The sequence below is a fragment of the Streptomyces sp. NPDC046925 genome, assembly GCF_040644915.1.
In the GTDB taxonomy this organism is placed as follows: Bacteria; Actinomycetota; Actinomycetes; order Streptomycetales; family Streptomycetaceae; genus Streptomyces.
On the sequence record NZ_JBEYWZ010000001.1, the window covers coordinates 203,184 to 224,499 of the forward strand.

Consider the following 21,316-nt stretch of genomic DNA (forward strand, 5'->3'; position numbering starts at 1 on the left):
CGCCCCCCATTCACGTAAAAGCGCAGAGCTAACTCGCCGCGTCCTCCCGGCGCACGGAGAGCAGATCTTCCAGCTGCTCCTCCCGCGCCTGCGCCGCCACGAAGAGCAGTTCGTCGCCCGCCTCCAGGGAGTCGTCCGGGGTCGGCGCGAGGACGCGCGTGCCGCGGATGATCGTCACCAGCGAGGTGTCCTCGGGCCACTGGACGTCGCCGACCTGCGTGCCCGCGAGGGCGGACTCGGGCGGCAGGGTCAGTTCGACGAGGTTGGCGTCGCCGTGGCTGAAGCGCAGCAGGCGTACGAGATCACCGACGCTCACCGCCTCCTCGACGAGCGCGGACATCAGACGCGGGGTCGAGACGGCGACGTCGACGCCCCAGGACTCGTTGAAGAGCCATTCGTTCTTGGGGTTGTTCACGCGGGCGACGACCCGGGGAACGCCGTACTCGGTCTTCGCGAGGAGCGAGACGACGAGGTTGACCTTGTCGTCGCCGGTCGCGGCGATCACCACGTTGCAGCGCTGGAGCGCCGCCTCGTCGAGCGAGGTGATCTCGCAGGCGTCGGCGAGCAGCCACTCCGCCAGTGGGACGCGCTCGACCGAGATGGCGGTCGGCGCCTTGTCGATGAGCAGAATCTCGTGCCCGTTCTCCAGGAGCTCACCGGCGATGGAACGTCCCACCGCGCCCGCTCCGGCAATGGCGACCCTCATCAGTGACCGCCTTCCTCGGGGCCTTCGGCGAATGCCGCTTCGACCTTCTCGACCTCGTCGGTGCGCATCATCACGTGCACCAGGTCGCCCTCCTGGAGCACCGTCTGGGAGGTCGGCAGGACCGCCTCGCCCAGCCGGGTGAGGAAGGCGACGCGGACGCCGGTCTCCTCCTGGAGCTCACTGATCTTGCGGCCGATCCAGGACTCGGATGCGTGCACCTCGGCGAGCTGTACGCCGCCGGTGGGGTCGCGCCACAGCGGCTCGGCCCCGGAGGGCAGCAGCCTGCGCAGCATCTGGTCGGCGGTCCAGCGGACCGTGGCGACGGTGGGGATGCCCAGGCGCTGGTAGACCTCGGCGCGGCGGGGGTCGTAGATGCGGGCGGCGACGTTCTCGATGCCGAACATCTCGCGGGCCACGCGGGCGGCGATGATGTTCGAGTTGTCGCCGCTGCTGACCGCGGCGAAGGCGCCCGCCTCCTCGATGCCGGACTCGCGCAGGGTGTCCTGGTCGAAGCCGATGCCGGTGACGCGGCGCCCGCCGAAGCCGGAGCCGAGCCGGCGGAAGGCGGTGGGGTCCTGGTCGATCACGGCGACCGTGTGCCCCTGTTGTTCCAGGGTCTGCGCGAGAGCGGATCCGACTCTCCCGCAGCCCATGATGACGATGTGCACGCCCGTCCTTCCGGCTGTGTCAATACTTTTTGCTCAGGTTGAACGGTCAAAGCGTCTCAGACCGACGCCCAAGCTACACACGCACGGTCCGCGGAGGGCACCCCCGTGCACCTGCCGGTCGCCGGTCCTCGCCGATTGTTCAGTCCACGCTGCGCAGCAGGCCCTCGACGGCCTTCAGCCGGTAACCCATCTCGACGAGCTGAAGCCGCGCCGACTCCTGCTCCGACCTGGCGCGCTCCACGGCCTCGCGGTACTGCTCCATCGCCTCGGCCCACTGGCGGTCGCGTTCGCGGTTGCGCTGCGTCTGGAAGTAGGCGACGGCCACGATCGCGCCGGCGAGTATCAGGAAGAAGGCGACCGGGATGATCACGTCGTCCATTAAGACCCCTCAGGTGAGTGCTGTGCACCCTCGTCGGAAGCGTCCTCCTGGACGGCCGCGAGGATCGTGTCCACGTTCAGGCGCACGTCGAACGGCGCCAGTTCGAAGTACTTGAGCGCCTTGCCGTCGTCGGAGAGCTCCAGGCGGCCGACGACGAGACCGGCCTTCTCCAGACGTTCGAGATGCATGTAGAGCAGGGGGCGGGAGACGCCGAGCCGCCGCGCCAGTTCGCTGACGTACAGCTGTCCGGGGGCGAGCTCGGTGATGATCCGGATCCGCTGGGCGTGGCCGACGGCGGAGAGGAAGGCGAGCAGCTCTTCGCTGTCCATGGCCCGCCTTTTCCCTGGTCCCGAAACCTGTCAGCCCAGACTTACGCATGACGGGATCTGCTGTCAATCCGCTTCCGTCCAGCCGTACATGACAGTTGACGGCTCATTCCTTCACCTGTCAGTCTCCACTTACACATGAAGGACTGAACGCCAGGACCTGGCGAAGGGGCGGGGATGGTCATGAGGAAGCGATCGGTCACGGTGCGCGCGGCGAGATGGAGCGCGCTGCATCCGGGGCGGGCGATCATCGGGTGGCTGGTGTTCGTGGTGCTCTGCCTGGGGGGCGGCATCGCCGCGGGCATGAACAGCGCGACCACGGAAGACTTCCGGGTCGGCGAGGCGGGCCGCGCCGAGGCCCTGGCCACCGAGGGCGGCGTCCAGCTGCGGCCCACGGAACAGATCCTGATCCGGGCGGAGTCGGGCCCGCTCGACGCGGGGGCGGCCGACGCCGCCGTCAAGGACATCACCGCCCGGATGAAGTCGCTGCCCGAGGTCGCTTCGGTCGCGGCGCCGGTGCGGTCCGCCGACGGGCGGGTCCTGCGGGTCCCGGTGGAGCTGAACGGCTCAGAGCAGGAGGACCAGGAGTCGGTGCCGCCGCTCCGGGCCCAGACCGAGGAGGCCGCGAAGGCGCACCCCGGCCTGGTGATCGAGGAGACCGGCGACGCCTCCGTGAGCAAGGGCGTCGACGATCAGCGCGACAAGGACCTGCAGTTCTCCGAGGCGATCACGCTGCCCGTCACGCTGATCACGCTCGCCGTGGTCTTCGGCTCGGTCGTCATGGTCGGCGTACCGCTGCTGCTCGCGGTGACCTCGATCATGGCGACGATGGGCCTGGCGATGCTCGCCTCGCACCTGCTGCCCGACACCGGCGTCGGAATGAGCATGATCCTGCTGATCGGCATGGCCGTCGGCGTCGACTACACGCTCTTCTACCTCAAGCGCGAACGCGAGGAGCGGGCCCGCGCGGGCGGCCGGCTCACCTCGGAGGCTTTGGTCGAAGCCGCCGCCGCGACGGCGGGCCGCGCCATCGTGGTCTCCGGAATCGCCGTGATCGTCTCCACCACCGCGCTCTTCCTGGCCCGTGACGTCATCTTCGACTCCCTCGCCACCGGCACGATCCTGGTCGTCGCCGTGGCCGTGGTCAGCTCGGTGACGGTGCTGCCCGCTCTCCTGGTCAAGCTCGGCCGCCGCGCCGAGCGGCGCGCCGCCGGGCGCCTGGCGCGGGGCAAGCAGGTCCGCAGGGCGTACGGCGACGGCGAGAAGAAGCCGGGCCGCGCCTGGAACGCCCTGCTCGCGCCCGCCCGCAAGCGCCCCGCGCTCACCCTGTGCCTCTCCGTCCTCGTGATGCTGGGGCTCGCGCTGCCCGCCCTGGACATGAACCTCAAGAACCCGGCGCGGGACAGCTTCTCGCGCGAGATCGAGGCGATGAAGGGGTACGACAGGCTGCTCGAAGCCTTCCCGGAGCAGCGCGTGCGGCACCTCGTCGTCGTACGGGCCGACGCCTCGCAGGCCGCCGGCGTACGGGAAGCCCTGCGCGACCTCGACCGCAGGGCGAAGGCCGACCCGCTCTTCTCGCACCCCTCGGGCGCCCCGCTGCTCCGTGCGTCGAAGGACCGCAGGACCACCACCCTGGAGCTGAACGCCCCGCACGCGACGTACTCGAAGAAGGCCGAGGACTCGCTCGACCACCTGCGCCACGACCATCTCCCCGCCACCGTCGGCAAGCTGCCCGGCGTCGAGACCGCCGTCACCGGCGAAGTGCCGCGCGGCACCGACTACGTGGAGCACCAGAACCAGAAGCTGCCGCTCGTCCTCGGCTTCCTGCTCCTGATGACCTTCGCCATGACGGTCTTCGCGTTCCGCTCCGTCGTCCTCGGACTGCTCGGCGTCGTGCTCAACCTGCTCTCCGCCGCGTCCGCGCTCGGACTGCTCGTCCTGGTCTTCCAGGGGGAGTGGGCGCAGGAGCTGCTCTCGTTCGTCTCGCTCGGCGGGATCTCCTCGCGGGTGCCGCTCTTCCTCTTCGTGATCCTCTTCGGGCTCTCGATGGACTACCAGGTGTTCGTGGTCAGCAGGATCCGGGAGGCCGCACTGAACGGCGTACCCACCCGGCAGGCCGTCATCGAGGGCATCGGCTCGTCGGCCAAGGTCGTCACCAGCGCCGCGATCGTCATGGTCACCGTCTTCGCGAGCTTCGTGATGCTGCACATCCTGGAGATGAAGCAGATGGGCTTCGTCCTCGCGGCGGCCGTCCTGCTCGACGCGTTCGTGATCCGCGTCATGATTCTGCCCGCGGCGCTGCTGCTGCTCGGGCGCGCCACGTGGTGGCCGTCGCGCGCGATCCGCCGGGCGGAGAAGTCGGCCGCCGAGCGCCACGGGGCCCACGGGGCGCGGGAGGCGGCCGAAGCGCGGAAAGCACCGGAAGCCGCCGACCGGCGTCCGCTTTCCGGGCATTGGGCGGAGCCCCGGACGGCGCGTCGTGGCTAACCCGAGCCGTTAGGGGGTGGTGGGTGGGCGGGCACCCATTCGAACGCTTACGATCCTCTGCGTGTCCAAACTGACCGACGTGCCCAAACGGATCCTCATCGGGCGCGCACTGCGCAGCGACCGGCTCGGAGAAACCCTCCTGCCGAAGCGCATCGCTCTACCCGTGTTCGCGTCCGACCCGCTCTCCTCCGTGGCCTACGCGCCGGGGGAAGTGCTCCTCGTCCTCTCGATCGCGGGTGTGTCGGCGTACCACTTCAGCCCCTGGATCGCCGTCGGGGTCGTCGTGCTGATGTTCACCGTCGTCGCCTCGTACCGGCAGAACGTGCACGCCTATCCGAGCGGCGGCGGTGACTACGAAGTCGCCAACACCAACCTCGGCCCCAAGGCCGGACTGACCGTCGCGAGCGCGCTGCTCGTCGACTACGTCCTGACCGTGGCGGTGTCGATCTCCTCGGGCATCGAGAACCTCGGCTCGGCGATCCCGTTCGTCGTCGAGCACAAGGTGCTCTGCGCCGTCGCCGTCATCGTGCTCCTGACGGTGATGAACCTGCGCGGCGTGAAGGAGTCGGGGAAGCTCTTCGCCATCCCGACGTACGTCTTCGTCGCCGGCGTCTTCATCATGATCGCCTGGGGTGCCTTCCGGGGCATCGTCCTGGACGAGACCATGAAGGCGCCCACCGCGGACTACGAGATCAAGCCCGAGCACCAGGGCCTCGCGGGCTTCGCCCTCGTCTTCCTGCTCCTGCGGGCCTTCTCCTCCGGCTGCGCGGCGCTCACCGGCGTCGAGGCGATCAGCAACGGCGTCCCGGCCTTCCGCAAGCCCAAGAGCAAGAACGCGGCGAGCACCCTGGCCCTGATGGGCGCCCTGGCCGTCACGATGTTCTGCGGCATCATCGCGCTCGCCATGACGACCAAGGTCCGCATGGCCGAGTATCCGGGCAAGGACCTCTTCCACAACGGCGTCCCGGTCGGCTCGGACTACGTGCAGAACCCGGTGATCTCGCAGGTCGCCGAGGCCGTCTTCGGCAACGGCAGCTTCCTGTTCATCGTCCTGGCCGCCGCCACCGCGCTCGTCCTCTTCCTCGCGGCCAACACGGCGTACAACGGCTTCCCGCTGCTCGGCTCGATCCTCGCGCAGGACCGCTACCTCCCGCGCCAGCTGCACACCCGCGGCGACCGGCTCGCGTTCTCCAACGGCATCGTGCTGCTCGCGGGCGCCGCCGCGCTCCTCGTCGTCATCTACGGCGCGGACTCGACCCGCCTGATCCAGCTCTACATCGTCGGCGTCTTCGTCTCCTTCACGCTCAGCCAGATCGGCATGGTCCGGCACTGGAACCGCCATCTGCGCAAGGAGCGGGACCAGGCCAAGCGGCGCCACATGCTCCGCTCGCGGGCGATCAACACCTTCGGCGCCTTCTTCACGGGCCTCGTCCTGATCGTCGTACTCGTCACGAAGTTCACGCACGGCGCGTGGGTCGCGCTGCTCGGCATGTGCATCTTCTACGCGACGATGTCCGCGATCCGCCGCCACTACGACCGCGTGGCCGAGGAGATCGCCGCACCGGACACCCCGTCCGAGGACAGCGTGCGCCCCTCGCGCGTGCACTCCATCGTCCTGGTCTCCAAGATCCACCGCCCGACGCTGCGCGCCCTGGCCTACGCCAAGCTGATGCGCTCGGACACGCTCGAAGCGCTGAGCATCAACGTCGACCCGGCGGAGACCAAGGCCCTGCGGGCCGAGTGGGACCGGCGCGGCATCCACGTCCCGCTGAAGATCCTCGACTCGCCCTACCGCGAGATCACCCGGCCGATCATCGAGTACGTCAAGGGCCTGCGCAAGGAGAGCCCCCGCGACGTGGTCAGCGTGATCATCCCGGAGTACGTGGTGGGCCACTGGTACGAGCACCTGCTGCACAACCAGAGCGCGCTGCGGCTCAAGGGCCGCCTGCTCTTCACCCCCGGCGTGATGGTCACCTCCGTCCCCTACCAGCTCGACTCCTCCGAGGCCGCGAAGAAGCGGGCCAGGAAGCGGTCCGAGTGGAACGCGCCGGGTGCGGTGCGGCGTGGGCCGGTGGAGAAGCGCGCCAAGGAGCACAGCAACGGCGGCGGGAACGGCAACAAGGGCTGACCCCTGCTGACCCCGGACGGCTGGTGAGCGGCCGGACAACACCCACGTAGACTGGTGGGCTGTTGTCCGGCCGTTTCCTTCGGCCGATGCCCCCTTACGTTGTGGAGTCACCCCGCCATGCAGGCAGAACCGAAGAAATCGCAGGCGGGGAACTCGGCGGAGGCCTCGCAGGCTGCCTCCCTCATCGGGCAGGAGTACGAGGTCGAGGTGGGCCCCGTCGCGCACGGCGGCCACTGCGTCGCCCGCACGGCGGAGGGCCGCGTCCTCTTCGTCCGGCACACGCTGCCCGGCGAGAAGGTCATCGCGCGCGTGACGGACGGCGACGAGGAGTCCCGCTTCCTGCGCGCGGACGCCGTGACGGTCCTCGACGCCTCCAAGGACCGCGTCGAGGCCCCCTGCCCGTACGCCGGCCCCGGCCGCTGCGGCGGCTGCGACTGGCAGCACGCCAAGCCGGGCGCCCAGCGCCGCCTCAAGGGCGAGGTCATCGCCGAGCAGCTGCAGCGCCTGGCCGGTCTGACCCCGGAGGAGGCGGGCTGGGACGGCACGGTCGTCCCGGCCGAGGGCGACAAGCTGCCCGCCGGCGAGGTCCCCGCCTGGCGCACCCGCGTCCAGTACGCGATCGACCCCGACGGCAACGCGGGCCTGCGCCGCCACCGCTCGCACGAGGTCGAGCCCATCGAGCACTGCATGATCGCGGCGCCGGGGGTCTCGGAGCTCGGCATCGAGAAGCACGACTGGTCGGGCATGGCGTCGGTCGAGGCGATCGCGGCCACGGGCTCCCAGGACCGCCAGGTCATCCTGGAACCGAAGCCGGGCGCGCGCCTGCCGCTCGTCGAGCTGGACAAGCCGGTCTCGGTCCTGCGCATCGCCGAACAGGACGGCGGCGTCCACCGGGTCCACGGCCGCCCCTTCGTCCGCGAACGCGCCGACAACCGCACCTACCGCGTCGGCAACGGCGGCTTCTGGCAGGTCCACCCGAAGGCCGCCGAGACGCTGATGCTCGCGGTCATGCAGGGTCTGACGCCCCGCAAGGGCGACACGGCCCTGGACCTCTACTGCGGCGTGGGCCTGTTCGCGGGCGCGATCGCCGACCGGGTCGGCGACAAGGGCGCGGTCCTCGGCATCGAGTCCGGCAAGCGAGCGGTCGAGGACGCCCGCCACAACCTCGCCGCGTTCGACCGCGTCCGCATCGAACAGGGCAAGGTCGAATCCGCCCTGCCGCGCACCGGCATCACCGAGGTCGACCTCATCGTCCTCGACCCGCCCCGCGCGGGCGCCGGCAAGCAGACGGTCAAGCACCTGACGAAGCTGGGCGCCCGCCGCATCGCATACGTGGCCTGCGACCCGGCCGCGCTCGCCCGCGACCTGGGCTACTTCCGCGACGGCGGCTACCGCGTGCGGACGCTGCGGGCGTTCGACCTGTTCCCGATGACGCATCACGTGGAGTGCGTGGCGATTCTGGAGCCGGCGGACAAGAGTCGCTGAACCGACGGCCGAGGCGTCGGCACGGAACGGCGACGGCGGCCGGGAATCGACCTGGGCGAACCGGTGCTTCGGATTTACCTTGCGCCTATGAATGAGCTGCGCAAGCGCAAGTACGAGCGATGGTTCCGCGCCGCGGACGTCGACGGCGACGGTGCGATCACGCGGCAGGACGTCGTCATGATGAGCGACCGCTACCTCCGGGCCAGGAGTATTTCGCAGGGCGCTCCCGAGGTGGGGCTGATGCACGACACCATGCACCAGTTCTGGGAGTCCGTGATCGCGCCCGCCGACGCCGACAAGGACGACCGGGTGACCCTGGCGGAGGCCATTCAGGCGTTCGACGTCACCTTTGCCGATCGTGCCCGGTACATGGAGGAGCTCGCGCCGGTCGCCGACCGCTTCTTCGACCTGGCCGACGCCGACGGTGACGGCGCGATCAGCCTGGCCGAGTTCACGCACATCTTCGGCAGCACGGGGCGGGCCCCCGACGAAGAGTGCGCCGAGGTCTTCAACGCGCTGGACCTCGACGCCTCCGGAGCCCTGACGCGGGCCGAGTACCACAAGGCGGCGTCCGAGTTCTTCTACGGAGACGACCCCGACTCGCCGGCCATCCATATCTTCGGGCGGCTCGCGTAATCTTCGGGCGCCTCGCCCGGGGGGACAGAAGGAGCAGGGGAGTCAGGGGCCCCAGTACGAGTGGTGACGTTCGGCCAGTTCCTCGGCCTCCCCGGTCGTCAGCAGACGGGCGGGGCGGTCGCCGAGGGCCAGCAGGAGCGCGGACACCTCCTCTATCTCGACCGCCGCGTCCAGCGCCGCCCGCAGGGACCTGCCCGAGACGACCGGGCCGTGGTTCTGGAGCAGGGCGGCACGCAGCGGAAACGGCAGCAGCTCCAGCTTCTTCGCCTGATCCGCGTCGCCCGGCGCCGCGTACGGCAGCAGGGGTGTCTGGCCGACCCGCATCACGAAGTACGGGGTGAGCGGCGGTATGGCGCTGTACTCGGACCACGGCGGCAGGCAGGAGACCGCCGCCGCGCTCCGGGAGTGCAGATGGACGACGGCCCGTGTGGCGGCGTCGCGCCGGTAGAGGGCCGTGTGCAGCGGGTGTTCCTTGGAGGGCTTGGGGCCGTCCATGTGCCTGCCGTCGAGGTCCAGGACGCTCAGCTCGTCCGGGGCCAGGCAGGCGAGGTCCGCCCCGGTGGGGGTGATGAACAGCTGGTCGCCGGCCCGGACACTGAGGTTCCCGGAGGATCCGGGGCTCAGCCCCAGGGCGGCGAGGTGTGCTCCGGCGGCCGTGAGGTCGGCTCGCACGTCGCTCATACGAGGGTGCTCCATGCTTCCGTGAAGATGTCGGTGTCGCCGAAGTTCCCTGACTTCAGGGCCAGGTCCACGCTGGGCCGCTCGCCGTCGGCGCGGGCCCAGGTGACGCCGGGGCAGATGGGGGCGCCGATGGCGAGGCCGCGGACGTCCAGTGCCGTGACGACCGCGCCGGAGGTCTCGCCCCCGGCGACCAGCAGACGCCGCGCGCCGTGCTCCACCAGGTCGACGGCGAGGGCAGCCAGCGCCCGTTCGATCAGGTCGGAGGCGGGCGCCTCGCCCTCCGGGGTGCTCTGCTCCAGGTCCGCAAGGTCCTCCACGGCGTAGATCAGCGGCGGCAGGCCGGGGTCGCGCCGCCACTGCTCCCGCGCGAAGGCGGCGAGTTCGGCCACCGCGCCGGGCAGGTCGGCGCGCAGCGCGGCGATGTCCAGCTTGCGGTGCGGCAGCCGGGTCCGGCCGTGGGCGACCTGCGCCCTGGTGGCGGCCGACGCGCTGCCGGAGAGGACGACCGCCGGATCGCCGGGCCGCGATGCGGGGGTGGCCCGGGCGGCGCCGGGGCGCGGCCCGGTCAGGCCGAGGGCGAGCCCGGCGGCTCCGGTGACCAGGGCGAGGTGTGCGGTGGCGGCGGAGACGGTGCGCAGATCCTCGTCGGTGACGGCGTCCACCACGACGAGCGCCCCGGCCGCGTCCGCGCAGTCCACGGCCGCCCGCAGCTCATCGGCGCCCGCCCGGACGGTGTCCAGCGGAACGTGGCGTACGGGATGTCCGGTCTGCGGACGCAGCAGACGCTCGACGGAGGCGTCCGTCATCGGGGTCAGCGGGTGGTGGCGCATCGGGCTCTGGTCGAGCGGCTCCCCGTGGACGTACAGGAGTCCGTCGCGCACGGTGCGGCCGGTGGCCGGGAAGGAGGGCGCCACCACGGTGCGGTCCGCGGGGACGGCGTCGAGGAGCGCGTCGATGACCGGGCCGATGTTGCCGCGGGGAGTGGAGTCGAAGGTCGAGCAGTACTTGAAGTAGTACCGGCTGCATCCGGCGGCCCTCAGCGCGCGCAGGGCGGCCAGCGAGTCCGCGACGGCCTCGCCCACCGGTGCGGTGCGGGACTTGAGGGCGACGACGACCGCGTCCGCGCCGGCGACCGCTTCCGTCTCGACGGCGTCGGCGCCGATGGCGACCAGGGTCCGGAAGCCGCGGGACACCAGCATCGTCGCCAGGTCCGTCGCTCCGGTGAAGTCATCCGCGATGGCCCCGAGGGTCGGCATGGAACCTCCATGGTGTCGTGTGCCGGTATGTGAAAAAATGTTAACAGACTTTACGTGGGTGAGATATCTTGATACAGATTGTTAACCAGCTCTTGGATGGCCCTCCTCACGGCCGATCGGAGCCACCCCATCGCATCGCGCACCCACTGAGGAGTGCCCATGAACTTCCATCACCTGTTCGCCCCGGGCGGCGACCGGATCGTGCGTTACGCGCTCTCCGGCGCCGGTGGCGGATTCGCCCGGACGCTCCTCGCGCAGACCCGGCGCATCCCGCGACTCAGCCCCGCGGTCCTCTGCGACCAGGACGTGGAGCGGCTGAGCGCCATGCTCGTCGAGCTCGGCCATGACGCGGACGAGCTGCGGATCTGCGACGACGCCGCCTCCGTACGGCAGGCCCGCGAGGACGGCCGGATCGCCCTGGTCCGCGACGGGGCCCTGCTCGTCGAGGGCGAGTGGGACATCCTCGTGGAGGCCACCGGCAGCCCCGCCGCCGGATACGCGATGGCCCGCCAGGCCCTGACCGGCGGCCGGCACGTCGCCATGGTCAGCAAGGAGGTCGACTCGGTCGCCGGACTGCACCTCGCCGAGCTGGCGGACACCCACGGCTGCGTCTACACCACCGCCGACGGCGACCAGCCCGCCAACCTGATCGGCCTGGTCACCTGGGCCGAGACCCTCGGCCTCGACATCGTGGCCATCGGCAAGTCCTCTGAGTACGACCTCGTCCTCGACCCCTCCACCGGTACGGTCACGCAACTCGACACGACCGTCCCCGCCCCGGAACTGGCGGAACTCCTCGAACTCGGCGACGACCCGCGCGCCACCCTCGACGCCCGCGCCGCCGCCGTCGCCGCCCTGCCCACCGGCGCCACCGCCGACTACTGCGAGATGGCCGTGGTCGCCACCAGCACCGGCTTCCGCCCGGACACCGAGCGGCTGCACTACCCCGTCGCCCGGATCGCCGAACTGGCGGACATCTACGCCCTGCGCGAGGACGGCGGCGTCCTGCACCGCCCCGGCGCCGTCGACGTCTTCAGCGCCCTGCGGCTGCCCGGCGAGGCGTCCTTCGCGGGCGGCGTCTTCGTCGTCGTACGCACCGGCGACCCCGTCACCTGGGAGACCCTGCGCGGCAAGGGGCACGTCGTCAGCCGCGACGGCAAGTACGCCGCCGTCTATCTGCCGTACCACCTGATGGGCGTCGAGACCCCCGCCTCCCTGCTCTCCGCCGTCCTGCACGACCGCCCCTCCGGCGGCACCGACCCCCGCTGCCACGCCGTCCTCGCGGGCCGGGCCGAGGTGGACCTGCCCGCCGGGACCGTCCTCGACATGGGCGGCCACCACCACGACGTCACCGGCGTCAAGGCGGTCCTGCTCCGCGACGAGGACACCCCCGCCGACGCCGCGCCGCTCTACCTCGCCGCGCACGCCACCCTCGCCGTGGACGTACCGGCGGGCGCGCTGCTCACCCTCGGGCACCTCGCGAACCCGGACGCCGCCCTGCTCGACGCCTGGACCTCGGGCCGCGCGGCCCGGCCCTCCGGCCACGCGGCGCAGTCCGCCGCGGCCCGTCCCGTCACCGCGTCGGAGAACGCATCACCGGAGAACGGATCATGAGCACCGACATCCAGCACCTGCTCCTCGGCCTCGCGGCCGTCGTCGCCCTCATCCTGCTGATCACCAAGGCCAAGCTCCACCCGTTCCTGGCCCTCGCGCTCTCCGCCATCGGCCTCGGCCTCGCGTCCGGCATCGGCCCGGGTGACACGGTCGAGCACTTCCAGGACGGCTTCGGCGACTCCCTCAAGAGCGTCGGCCCCACCATCGGCCTCGGCACCCTGCTCGGCGGCATCCTGCTCGGCTCCGGCGGAGCCGACCGGATCGCCACCGTCTTCATCGGCGCCCGCCCGGTGAAGTGGATCCCCACCGCGATCACGGCGGCGGCCCTGCTCATCGGGATGCCGCACCTGTTCGACGTGAGCTTCGTGATGCTCGTCCCGCTGGTCTACGCGGTGGCCAAGCGCACCGGCTCCCACCTGCTCTACGTCGGCCTGCCCATGGCCGCCGGCCTCTACATCTCGCACGGCCTGCTGCCGCCGCACCCCTCGCCGACGCTCGCCGTCTCCGCGTACGACGCCAGCACCGGCCTCACCATCCTCTACGGGCTGATCATCGGCATCCCGATCGCCGTCCTCACCGGCCCGGTGCTCACCCGGTACGGAGCTCGCTGGTTCGGGCCCGCGCCCGACCTCGACAAGGGCCCGGTCCCCGACGCGGGAATGACCCCGGAGAACCAGCGGCGCCCCGCGTCCTTCACCCTCGCCCTGATCACGGTCCTGCTGCCGCCGGTCCTCATGCTGATCGGCACCATCGGCACCTCGGCGACCCGCGAGGGCACGGCGCCCTACACGATCTTCGAGGCGTGCGACTCCCCGGTCCTCTCCCTGCTCGCGGCCGTCCTCTTCGCGTTCTTCGCCCTCGGCGTCCGCTCCGGCTTCGGGCTCGGCCAGATACAGAAGATGGCCGCCAAGGGGCTCGGCCCGGTCGGCGGCATCGTCCTCATCCTGGGCGCGGGCGGCGGTCTCAAGGCGATGCTGACCGCCACCGGCATCGACAAGATCATCTCCGATTACGCGGTCGACTGGTCGATCCCGCCGCTGATCCTCGCCTGGCTGGTCGCCGCACTGCTGCGGATCTGCCTCGGCTCGGCCACGGTCGCCACCGCCGCGGCCACCGGCATCGTCGCCCCGCTGGTCGGCGCCTACCCCGGGCTCTCGCCCGAACTGCTCGTCCTGGCCACGGCATCCGGCGCGGTCATGCTGTCGCACGTGAACGACTCGGGCTTCTGGCTCTTCAAGGAGTACTTCCAGCTCTCGGTGCCGCAGACCTTCCGCACCTGGACGCTGATGCTCTCGCTCCAGTCGATGCTCAGCCTCGGCGGCATCCTGCTCCTGAGCCTGTTCGTCGGAAGCTGAGCCGCGCCCCCGGCGGGGGCCGGAATCCGCTCACGGGCCCGCCCGGCACAATCATCGGGCCGGGCGGGCCCGCCCGAAGACCAGAAGGGAAGATACGACCATGGCCGAAGACGCGTCCCCGCCGCTCATCCCCGACCAGCGGCGGGAGAAGCTGCTCAAGCACCTGCGCCACGACGGCGTCCTGAGCGTGCAGCAGATCACGCAGCTTCTCGGCGTCTCGCACATGACCGTCCGCCGGGACATCGCCGAACTGGAGCGCCAGGGCCTTGTGTTCACCGTGCCCGGCGGCGTACGGATCGCGAGCCAGGTGCGCACCGAGCCGAGCCACCAGGCGAAGTCCCGCCTTGAGCAGCCGCAGAAGGACGCCATGGCGAGGCGGGCCGCGGCACTCGTCGAGGACGGCATGACGCTCTACCTCGACGCGGGCACCACCCTGCTCGCCATGGTCCCGCACCTGATCCACCACCAGCGGCTCACGGTCGTCAGCAACGACTTCAGCACCGTCGACCGGCTGATGACCGAAGGCCCCCACCTGGAGATCATCCATGTCGGCGGCCGGGCCGAGCCCGCCAACCGCTCCACCGTCGGCCGCCTCGCTGCGGCGACCCTGCGCCAACTGGCCCTGGACATGGCCTTCATCAGCACGAGCTCCTGGGACCTGCTGCGCGGGGTCACCACTCCCTCGGACGCCAAGGTGGAGGTGAAGCGGGCCGCCCTGGAGAGCGCCCGCAGCGCCACCCTGGTGGCCGCGTCGTCCAAGTTCGGCACCTTCGGCAAGTACCGCGTCGCCGCCCTGGCCGACTTCGACACCATCATCACCGACCGCGCCCTGACCGAGGCCGCCGCCGAGGGTGTACGGGACTGCGGCGCGGAACTCCATCTGGCGGGCGACTGAGTGCGCCGCCCCCCGGGGACCGGGAGAGTGGTGGACACCAACGTCGTCCACCGGGGGGCCGGAACCGAGGAGCGTGCGCATCGTGGCCAAGGAAAAGAAGCTCAGCAAGGGTGACCAGGTCTCCTGGAGCAGCCACGGACAGAGCGTTCCGGGAAAAGTGAAAAAGAAGATCACGGAACGCACCCGGGTTGCGGGACGCAAGGTCGACGCCTCGAAGGACGAACCGCAGTACGAGGTCACGAGCGACAAGTCCGGCCGCGACGCCGTCCACAAGCCGGAGTCCCTGCGCGAGAGGAAGAGCGGCTCATGAACCGGGGCCACGACCCGGCCGAGTAGCCCCGGCGTGTGCCGCGCGCCGCCCGCGCCGCCGTGCGCTTTCATCGGTGGGGTGACTGCGGACAAGGAACAGAAGGATCAGAAGGAACAGAAGGCCGAGAAGGCGGAAGACTCCGGCGCGCCCACCCCCCATTGGCTGTTCGGCGATCAGCTCGGCCCCCATTTCGTCGATCCGGCGCGGGGCGGACCCCACCGGGACGCGCCGCTCCTGATGATCGAGGCCCGCAGCGTCTTCCGGCGGCGGCGCTTCCACCGCGCCAAGGCCCATCTGATCCTCTCGGCGATGCGCCACCGGGCCGCCGAGCTCGGTGACCGCGTGCGGTACGTCAAGGCGGACACCTACCGCGAAGGTCTGCGCGAGGCGGTGGGGGACACCCCGGTGACCGTGCACCATCCGACGTCCCACGCGGCCCGCGCCTTCGTGGACGCGCTGCCCTCCGTACGCGTACTGCCCGCACGCGGCTTCCTCGTGACACACGACGAGTTCAAGACCTGGGCGGACGGCCGCGCCACCAAGCGCCTGCGGCAGGAGGACTTCTACCGCTGGGTCCGCCAGACGCACGACCTCCTGATGGAGGGCGACCGTCCCGTCGGCGGCAAGTGGAACCTGGACCACGACAACCGGGAGCCCCCGCCCAAGGACGCCGCCGACCTGGGCGTTCCGGCGCCCTATCACCCCCGCGAAAGCGACGTCGACGCCGAAGTACGGGCCGACCTCGACCGCTGGGCGCGCGACGGGGACGTCGAATTCGTCGGCGAGGACGGCCCCCGCCGGTTCCCCGCCACACGCCGCGAGGCACTCGCCGCGCTCCGCCGCTTCGTCGAACACCGGCTCGCCACGTTCGGGGCGTACGAGGACGCCATCCTGGCCGGGGACAGGACGATGAGCCACAGCCTGCTCTCCTCGTCGCTCAACCTCGGCCTGCTCGACCCCGCCGAATGCGTCGAACGGGCCGAGGCACGGTGGCGGTCGGGCGACGCGCCGCTCAACAGCACCGAAGGCTTCGTACGACAGATCGCCGGCTGGCGCGAGTTCGTCTGGCATGTCTACTGGTACTTCGGCACCGAGTACCGCGCCAGCAACACCCTGCGCCATCGCGCGCAACTGCCCGACTGGTTCACGGAGTTGTCCCCGGACGGCACCGACGCGAACTGCCTGACCCACGTCCTTGAGCAGGTCCGCGAGAGCGGCTGGACGCACCACATCCCGCGCCTGATGATCCTGGGCAGCTTCGCCCTCCAGCGGGGGTGGGAGCCCCGGGCCGTCACCGACTGGTTCCACCGCAGCTTCGTCGACGGCTACGACTGGGTCATGGTGCCGAACGTGGTGGGCATGTCGCAGTACGCGGACGGCGGCCGCATGACCACCAAGCCGTACACGTCCGGAGGCGCCTACATCGACCGCATGAGCGACCTCTGCGGGCCCTGCCGGTACAAGCCGTCCGTACGGGTCGGCGAGGACGCCTGCCCCTTCACCGCCGGGTACTGGAACCTCCTGCACCGCCACCGCGACCGGTTCGAGCACAATGCACGGATGTCGCAGGCGGTGCGGGGGCTCGACCGCCTCCGCGATCTCGACGAGCTCCTCGAGCAGGAGCGCGACCGCCGGGATTGACGACAGGGCGAGACAGCACGAGGCACGACGAGAAGACCCGGGAGAGGGACAGCACGTGGGCAAGGCGGCGGAGGAGCCCGAGCAGCAAGCGCTCTTCGGGTGGGCGGACACCGAGCCGGGGCACACCCCGCAGCAGGCGTTCCGCGACAGCCCGCAGGCGCGCAGAATGCTCGACGTACGCGAGGTCTACGCCGAGCCCGCCGCCCTCGACTCGCCGCGCGGCCAGCAGATCATGGCCCGGCTGCCGGACGCGCGCGTGACCGAGGTCCCCAGCCACTGGAACATCCCCGCCCTGCACGGCAACGACGGCAACATCGGCCGATGGGTCCGCATCAAGACCGAGACGCTCGTCCTCGGGGTCAAGCACACGCTCGCGACGCGCCCCAACGGAAGGTCCGCCGACTGGATCGCGCCCGGCCCCTCCAACGGCTGCGCCATGGCCTGCGCCTACTGCTACGTCCCCCGCCGCAAGGGCTTCGCCAACCCCATCACGCTGTTCACCAACATCGAGGCGATCGTGGCCCACGTCCGGCGCCACGTACGCAACCAGGGCCCCAAGACGGAACCCAACCAGTGCGACCCCGAGGCCTGGGTCTACGACATCGGCGAGAACGGCGACTGCTCCGTCGACGCCCTGGTCTGCGACAACACGGCCGACCTCATCGCCGCGTTCCGCGGCCTCCCCACGGCGAAGGCCTCCTTCGCGACCAAGTTCGTCAACCCCGACCTGCTCGCGCTCGACCCGCAGGGGCGTACCCGCGTGCGCTTCTCCGTCATGCCGCCCGACGACGCGCGCCTCCTCGACATCCGCACCAGCCCGGTCGACGAGCGGATCGCCGCGGCCGCCGACTTCCTCGACGCCGGATACGAGGTCCACTTCAACCTCTCGCCCGTCGTCCTCCGCCCCGGCTGGCAGCGGGACTGGGCCGACCTGCTCACCCACCTCGACGACGTCCTGCCCGCCCGGGTCAAGGAGCAGGCGGCGGCCGAGGTCATCATGCTGACCCACAACCAGGCCCTCCACGAGGTCAACCTGGGCTGGCACCCCCGCGCCGAGGACGTGCTGTGGCAGCCGGAGGCCCAGGAGACCAAGCGCTCCCAGAACGGCGCCCTCAACGTGCGCTACTCCCGCGAGATCAAGCAGCAGTCCCTGGCCCGCATCCAGCAACTCCTCACGACCCACGCACCGTGGCTCCGGGTCAGGTACGCCTTCTGAGGCGGCGGCACTCGTGTCACTGGGCGGTAGAGAAGCGCTTCGGTTCCGCCAGAGCGGCGCGTGCGCCGTCGAAGTCGGCCAGCCTCGCCGACAGGGTGGCCACGGCTAGTCGTTGGGGGAGCGCTGCCGAGAACTTCAGGCCGCGCACTGCCCGCTGGTCGACGACGGGTAGAACCAGCGTCGGCTCGGCTTGGGCGGCGTCCATTGCAGCGCGCCACATGCCGAGGGTCAGGTCCTCCCGTAGCCGCAGGTAGCAGTCCGTCGGCCGCTGAACGGGATCGGCGATGGACGACAGTGTCGCGCCCAGCGTCGCATTGGCCCGGTAGCCCGCCCACGTCCACCAGCGGACATCGTTTCCGCGCCGCGCGATCAGTGTGCCGCCGGGGTGGACGAGGTGCTGGGCGTCCTCGTCACGCCATTCCTGGAGACAGACCTCGGCTCGTCGGGTGAGTGAGACCTTCGGGTCGGCGCCCAGGAGGACGTCCCGCATGGCGCGCGTCAACTCGTACGAGAGTCCGACGAGCGTGCCTCCGGACCATTTGGCGATTCCACCGCCCTCGACAGGCTCGACGAAGACCCGCTTGCGCCCCCAGTCGATGAACGTCACCTGCCAGCTGCGGCCCGCCAGCAGCAGCCTTCGCGGGCCCGGACGTTCCTCCGTGAGTACGGACGGATCCATCCGGCCGATCTCGGCACGCCCGGACAGGACCGTGAACTGCGGTGGCGCGGTGAAAGAGGCGGTCAGCTCGATGAAATGGCGTCGCCCGAAAAGCCGTTCGGCTTCCGGGCCGATGAACAGCATGCCTTCATCGTTGTCCAGGAAGCCTTCCTCCGTCAGGTGGCGCAGGATGGGAGCGGCGGAACGGTCGAAGGGGGCCAGGCCGTTCCACTGCGCGGGCCACATCTGATCGCCCAGCTTGTGCTCCTGGAGGGTGGCGGCGAGCAACTGCTGTGCGACGAGATGGCGCGGCGCGGGTGGTGCAACAACCGGTTCGACCCAGCCGCGGCCCCAGAGGACCAGCAACGCGGCGGCCTGCAGCAGAGTCTCCTTGTGCGTGGCTAGGAACAGGCAGTTGCGCGTGTTTCCCGCGCGTCGCCCCGTACGGCCGACGCGTTGGAGGAACGAGGCGACTGTGCTGGGTGAATCGATCTGGACGACTCGGTCGAGGTCGCCGACGTCGATGCCGAGTTCCAGGGTGGAGGTGGCCACGATGACACAGTCACGGGCTTCGGCGAACGCCTGCTCGGACCGGGCCCGCTCGTCGGCCGAAAGAGAGGCATGAGACAGGAAGACGGTGACGTCACGTGCCCGGAGCGCCGCGCCCAGCTCTTCGACCTGCCGTCGCGACTCACAGAAGACCAGTCGCTTCTCGCCCTTGTGCAGGGCCGCGATGACCTTGGCGGCATTGGACAGAGAGCCCACGTAGTCGAGTTCGATCTCACCGGGTGGGGGGCCGGTCGCGTCGTCCGCGGGCATCTGGGCCGACGATGCGACCGAGGGGGCCGTGAGCTCTGGGCCGATGACCTGTCCCACGCGCCGACCGGCGCCGGATCCTTGTAGCCAGGTGAGTAGGTGGCGAGGATTTCCGATGGTCGCCGACAACCCGATCCGCTGGATCGGATGCCCGGTGACCCGTTGGAGGCGTTCGAGGACCGCCAGAAGATGCCAGCCCCGGTCGTCTCCCGCGAACGCGTGCACCTCGTCGACGACGACGGCCCGGACGCCGCCAAGCAGGTGTGCGTGATCCGTCTTCACCCCGATCAGCATGGCTTCCAGTGACTCGGGTGTCGTCAGCAGGATGTCGGGCCTGTCGGTACGGATGCGCTGGCGCCGCGACTCACTCGTGTCCCCGTGCCACAGCGCCGCGCGCCGTCCGAGCCATTGCGCGTAACTGTCGACGCGTGTCACGAGATTGTTGAGGAGCGCCTTGAGCGGGCAGAGGTACAGAACCGAAGTGCCGGTCCAGCCCTGTGCCGACATGGCCGACAGGATCGGCAGACAGGCCGCCTCGGTCTTGCCGCCGGCGGTGGGCGCCAGGAGCACGGTGTCCTCGCCGTCCATCACCGGATTGATCGCGGCCCGCTGCAAGGGCCGCAGGTCCGGCCAGCCGAGCGTGTTGACCACGTGGTGCAGGATGACGGGATCGAGCCGGTCGACAGGATCCGCGGCCGACGTCATCACAGCTCCAGGTCGATGGCGTCGGCCGACGACGGCCCGGCCAGGTTCCGTTCCACGTCGGTGAGTTCACTGCCACCGACCGTGAGTCGGTAGTGCTGCCGCGGGTCGAAGTCCGGGAACTGGTCGATGCGGTCGAGGACGTCGTCGACCAGCTTCTTGAGGAAGAGCCGGGGCGCGACCCCCACCTTGCCGCCGAGGGCCCCGCCCACCGCACGGGCGAGATCGGCGACGTAGGCGTCGTCCGCCAGAGCCTTGATCCGGTCGGGAGAGTCCGCTCCGGACGCGTAGAGATCCCGGATGGTTGTTCCGAGGCCGGTCAGTGACTCCAAGGTGAAGCCGGGCAGGCGTAGCTGGACCGCCCGCGGGTTGTCGAAGCGGGCGTCGGTCGTGAAGTCGGTGGCGAGTCGCTGTGCGAGCGGCGGGAGCCGTTGGACCCCCTGCTGGCCGTCGTAAAAGGCGGGCGTGCCGGTGATGACGAGATACAGGCCGGGAAACCGGCCCGAGTGGACTTCGTCGATCAGCTGGCGCAGGGCGTTGAGCGCCTTGTCCCGGGCGTCGGACCGCACCCTCTGAAGGGTTTCCACCTCGTCAAGGACCACGAAAAGACCCCGGTGGCCGGAATCCCGCAGGACGGTGAGCAACCCCTGCAGGAAGCCGAGAGCCCCGAAGTGGTCCAGGTCGCCGCGCACCCCCGCGAAACGCCGCGCCGCAGCCGCCACATGGGGCTGGCCGCCGAGCCAGGCGAGGATGGCCGCTGCCGTCGCTTCGTCGCCCTCGGCGAGCGCGGTCCGATAGCCGCGCAGAGCTGTCGCGAAGGACGGTGCGTGCCGGGATACTTCGGTCAGCCGCGCGGTCAGCAACTCCTCCACCGCGCCGCTCAGATCGTCCTCGTCGGCACCGGCGGCGAGAGCGTCCTCCTCCAGGGCGTAGAACCAGGCGTCCACCACGGGCCGCAGGGCACTTGGCGGGAAGCTCGGAGTGGACAGCCGCTCGGTGAGACGCCGGTAGACGGTCTCCAGCTTGTGCAGGGGAGTTTCCGTCTCCGAGATCTGGATCTCGGAGACGGCGAAGTTGCGCTGCTTGGCGCGCTCTCCGAGCCAGCGGGTGAAGAACGTCTTGCCGGAGCCGTACTCACCCCGTACAGCCTTGAAGACCGAGGCGCCCGAGGCGACCGCGTCGAGTTCCGCGTCGAGCGCGGACTCGAAACGATCGAGGCCGGTGGCAAGCAGATCCAGGCCGCTCTCGGGCACCGCACCGCGCCGCAGCGCGTCGAGGGCGGTGCGCCGTCGAGCGGCTGAGACGGGAGAAGGGGGGGGATCGATCACTCGCTCATTGTCCCATCCGGGCATGGCGA

Annotated in this window: 18 protein-coding genes; 10 read left to right on the forward strand and 8 right to left on the reverse strand. The window is 70.6% G+C overall.

Annotation, left to right across the window (positions count from 1 at the left end):
* Positions 1-28 precede the first annotated feature (28 nt).
* The 4 genes from ABZ906_RS00820 to ABZ906_RS00835 form a co-directional block, all read right to left on the reverse strand.
* A complete protein-coding gene (locus ABZ906_RS00820) occupies positions 29-706 on the reverse strand; it encodes a TrkA family potassium uptake protein (RefSeq protein ID WP_361195021.1) in 678 nt (225 codons plus the stop codon).
* On the reverse strand, positions 706-1,374 hold the full coding sequence (locus ABZ906_RS00825; protein ID WP_361195019.1) for a TrkA family potassium uptake protein: 669 nt from the start codon (positions 1,372-1,374) through the stop codon (positions 706-708). The genes ABZ906_RS00820 and ABZ906_RS00825 overlap by 1 nt, the downstream gene beginning before the upstream one ends.
* A gap of 139 nt (positions 1,375-1,513) precedes the next feature.
* Positions 1,514-1,753, reverse strand: coding sequence for a hypothetical protein (locus ABZ906_RS00830; RefSeq protein ID WP_361195017.1), 240 nt, complete (start codon positions 1,751-1,753; stop codon positions 1,514-1,516).
* Positions 1,753-2,082, reverse strand: a complete 330-nt coding sequence (locus ABZ906_RS00835; RefSeq protein ID WP_361375771.1) for a winged helix-turn-helix domain-containing protein — start codon at positions 2,080-2,082, stop codon at positions 1,753-1,755. The genes ABZ906_RS00830 and ABZ906_RS00835 overlap by 1 nt, the downstream gene beginning before the upstream one ends.
* A gap of 180 nt (positions 2,083-2,262) precedes the next feature.
* Here ABZ906_RS00835 and ABZ906_RS00840 point away from each other — a divergent pair, with 180 nt between their 5' ends.
* The 4 genes from ABZ906_RS00840 (at position 2,263) to ABZ906_RS00855 (ending at position 8,815) form a co-directional block, all read left to right on the forward strand.
* Positions 2,263-4,566: an MMPL family transporter gene (locus ABZ906_RS00840; RefSeq protein ID WP_361375774.1), complete on the forward strand. Its 2,304-nt coding sequence runs from the start codon at positions 2,263-2,265 to the stop codon at positions 4,564-4,566.
* 61 nt (positions 4,567-4,627) lie between these two features.
* Complete coding sequence (locus ABZ906_RS00845; protein WP_361195011.1) at positions 4,628-6,694, forward strand: APC family permease; 2,067 nt, start codon at positions 4,628-4,630, stop codon at positions 6,692-6,694.
* Between the two features lie 117 nt (positions 6,695-6,811).
* Entirely contained in the window at positions 6,812-8,179 is a 1,368-nt protein-coding gene (locus ABZ906_RS00850; RefSeq protein WP_361375777.1) for a class I SAM-dependent RNA methyltransferase, read from the forward strand.
* 87 nt (positions 8,180-8,266) lie between these two features.
* On the forward strand, positions 8,267-8,815 hold the full coding sequence (locus ABZ906_RS00855) for an EF-hand domain-containing protein (RefSeq protein WP_361195007.1): 549 nt from the start codon (positions 8,267-8,269) through the stop codon (positions 8,813-8,815).
* Between the two features lie 42 nt (positions 8,816-8,857).
* On the opposite strand, the gene ABZ906_RS00860 is transcribed toward ABZ906_RS00855, so the two are convergent.
* Entirely contained in the window at positions 8,858-9,496 is a 639-nt protein-coding gene (locus tag ABZ906_RS00860; protein ID WP_361375780.1) for a class II aldolase/adducin family protein, read from the reverse strand.
* Entirely contained in the window at positions 9,493-10,752 is a 1,260-nt protein-coding gene (gene otnK / locus ABZ906_RS00865) for a 3-oxo-tetronate kinase (RefSeq protein ID WP_361375783.1), read from the reverse strand. Before otnK ends, ABZ906_RS00860 begins: the two co-directional genes overlap by 4 nt.
* A 159-nt stretch (positions 10,753-10,911) precedes the next feature.
* Between otnK and ABZ906_RS00870 the strand changes: the two genes are divergently transcribed.
* The 6 genes from ABZ906_RS00870 to ABZ906_RS00895 all read left to right on the forward strand — a co-directional run bounded on the left by ABZ906_RS00870 (position 10,912) and on the right by ABZ906_RS00895 (position 17,783).
* A complete protein-coding gene (locus ABZ906_RS00870) occupies positions 10,912-12,366 on the forward strand; it encodes a homoserine dehydrogenase (protein WP_361375786.1) in 1,455 nt (484 codons plus the stop codon).
* Positions 12,363-13,721 carry a gluconate:H+ symporter gene (locus ABZ906_RS00875; protein WP_361375789.1) on the forward strand — a complete coding sequence of 453 codons (1,359 nt, stop codon included), beginning with the start codon at positions 12,363-12,365 and terminating at the stop codon, positions 13,719-13,721. The genes ABZ906_RS00870 and ABZ906_RS00875 overlap by 4 nt, the downstream gene beginning before the upstream one ends.
* Before the next feature lie 100 nt (positions 13,722-13,821).
* Positions 13,822-14,616: a DeoR/GlpR family DNA-binding transcription regulator gene (locus tag ABZ906_RS00880; RefSeq protein ID WP_361375791.1), complete on the forward strand. Its 795-nt coding sequence runs from the start codon at positions 13,822-13,824 to the stop codon at positions 14,614-14,616.
* 82 nt (positions 14,617-14,698) lie between these two features.
* A complete protein-coding gene (locus tag ABZ906_RS00885; RefSeq protein ID WP_361375794.1) occupies positions 14,699-14,926 on the forward strand; it encodes a DUF2945 domain-containing protein in 228 nt (75 codons plus the stop codon).
* A 162-nt stretch (positions 14,927-15,088) separates the two neighbouring features.
* Positions 15,089-16,567 (forward strand): cryptochrome/photolyase family protein, encoded by a 1,479-nt coding sequence (locus ABZ906_RS00890; RefSeq protein WP_361377986.1) that lies wholly within the window; start codon positions 15,089-15,091, stop codon positions 16,565-16,567.
* A gap of 55 nt (positions 16,568-16,622) precedes the next feature.
* Positions 16,623-17,783 carry a spore photoproduct lyase family protein gene (locus tag ABZ906_RS00895; protein WP_361375797.1) on the forward strand — a complete coding sequence of 387 codons (1,161 nt, stop codon included), beginning with the start codon at positions 16,623-16,625 and terminating at the stop codon, positions 17,781-17,783.
* 16 nt (positions 17,784-17,799) lie between these two features.
* On the opposite strand, the gene ABZ906_RS00900 is transcribed toward ABZ906_RS00895, so the two are convergent.
* The gene (locus ABZ906_RS00900; protein ID WP_361375800.1) at positions 17,800-19,962 is read right to left on the reverse strand and encodes a DEAD/DEAH box helicase; all 2,163 of its coding nucleotides are present in this window, start codon (positions 19,960-19,962) and stop codon (positions 17,800-17,802) included.
* Positions 19,962-21,287 (reverse strand): BREX system ATP-binding protein BrxD, encoded by a 1,326-nt coding sequence (gene brxD / locus ABZ906_RS00905; RefSeq protein WP_361375803.1) that lies wholly within the window; start codon positions 21,285-21,287, stop codon positions 19,962-19,964. The genes ABZ906_RS00900 and brxD overlap by 1 nt, the downstream gene beginning before the upstream one ends.
* Positions 21,288-21,316: the final 29 nt, after the last annotated feature.

Excerpts from the sequence above, each read along its gene's own strand:
- otnK (WP_361375783.1), bottom strand. The coding sequence starts at position 10,752 with ATGCCGACCCTCGGGGCCATCGCGGATGACTTCACCGGAGCGACGGAC.
- ABZ906_RS00870 (WP_361375786.1), top strand. The coding sequence starts at position 10,912 with ATGAACTTCCATCACCTGTTCGCCCCGGGCGGCGACCGGATCGTGCGT.
- ABZ906_RS00830 (WP_361195017.1), bottom strand. The coding sequence starts at position 1,753 with ATGGACGACGTGATCATCCCGGTCGCCTTCTTCCTGATACTCGCCGGC.
- ABZ906_RS00840 (WP_361375774.1), top strand. The coding sequence starts at position 2,263 with ATGAGGAAGCGATCGGTCACGGTGCGCGCGGCGAGATGGAGCGCGCTG.
- ABZ906_RS00835 (WP_361375771.1), bottom strand. The coding sequence starts at position 2,082 with ATGGACAGCGAAGAGCTGCTCGCCTTCCTCTCCGCCGTCGGCCACGCC.
- ABZ906_RS00820 (WP_361195021.1), bottom strand. The coding sequence starts at position 706 with ATGAGGGTCGCCATTGCCGGAGCGGGCGCGGTGGGACGTTCCATCGCC.
- ABZ906_RS00875 (WP_361375789.1), top strand. The coding sequence starts at position 12,363 with ATGAGCACCGACATCCAGCACCTGCTCCTCGGCCTCGCGGCCGTCGTC.
- ABZ906_RS00880 (WP_361375791.1), top strand. The coding sequence starts at position 13,822 with ATGGCCGAAGACGCGTCCCCGCCGCTCATCCCCGACCAGCGGCGGGAG.
- ABZ906_RS00855 (WP_361195007.1), top strand. The coding sequence starts at position 8,267 with ATGAATGAGCTGCGCAAGCGCAAGTACGAGCGATGGTTCCGCGCCGCG.
- ABZ906_RS00850 (WP_361375777.1), top strand. The coding sequence starts at position 6,812 with ATGCAGGCAGAACCGAAGAAATCGCAGGCGGGGAACTCGGCGGAGGCC.
- ABZ906_RS00900 (WP_361375800.1), bottom strand. The coding sequence starts at position 19,962 with ATGACGTCGGCCGCGGATCCTGTCGACCGGCTCGATCCCGTCATCCTG.
- ABZ906_RS00860 (WP_361375780.1), bottom strand. The coding sequence starts at position 9,496 with ATGAGCGACGTGCGAGCCGACCTCACGGCCGCCGGAGCACACCTCGCC.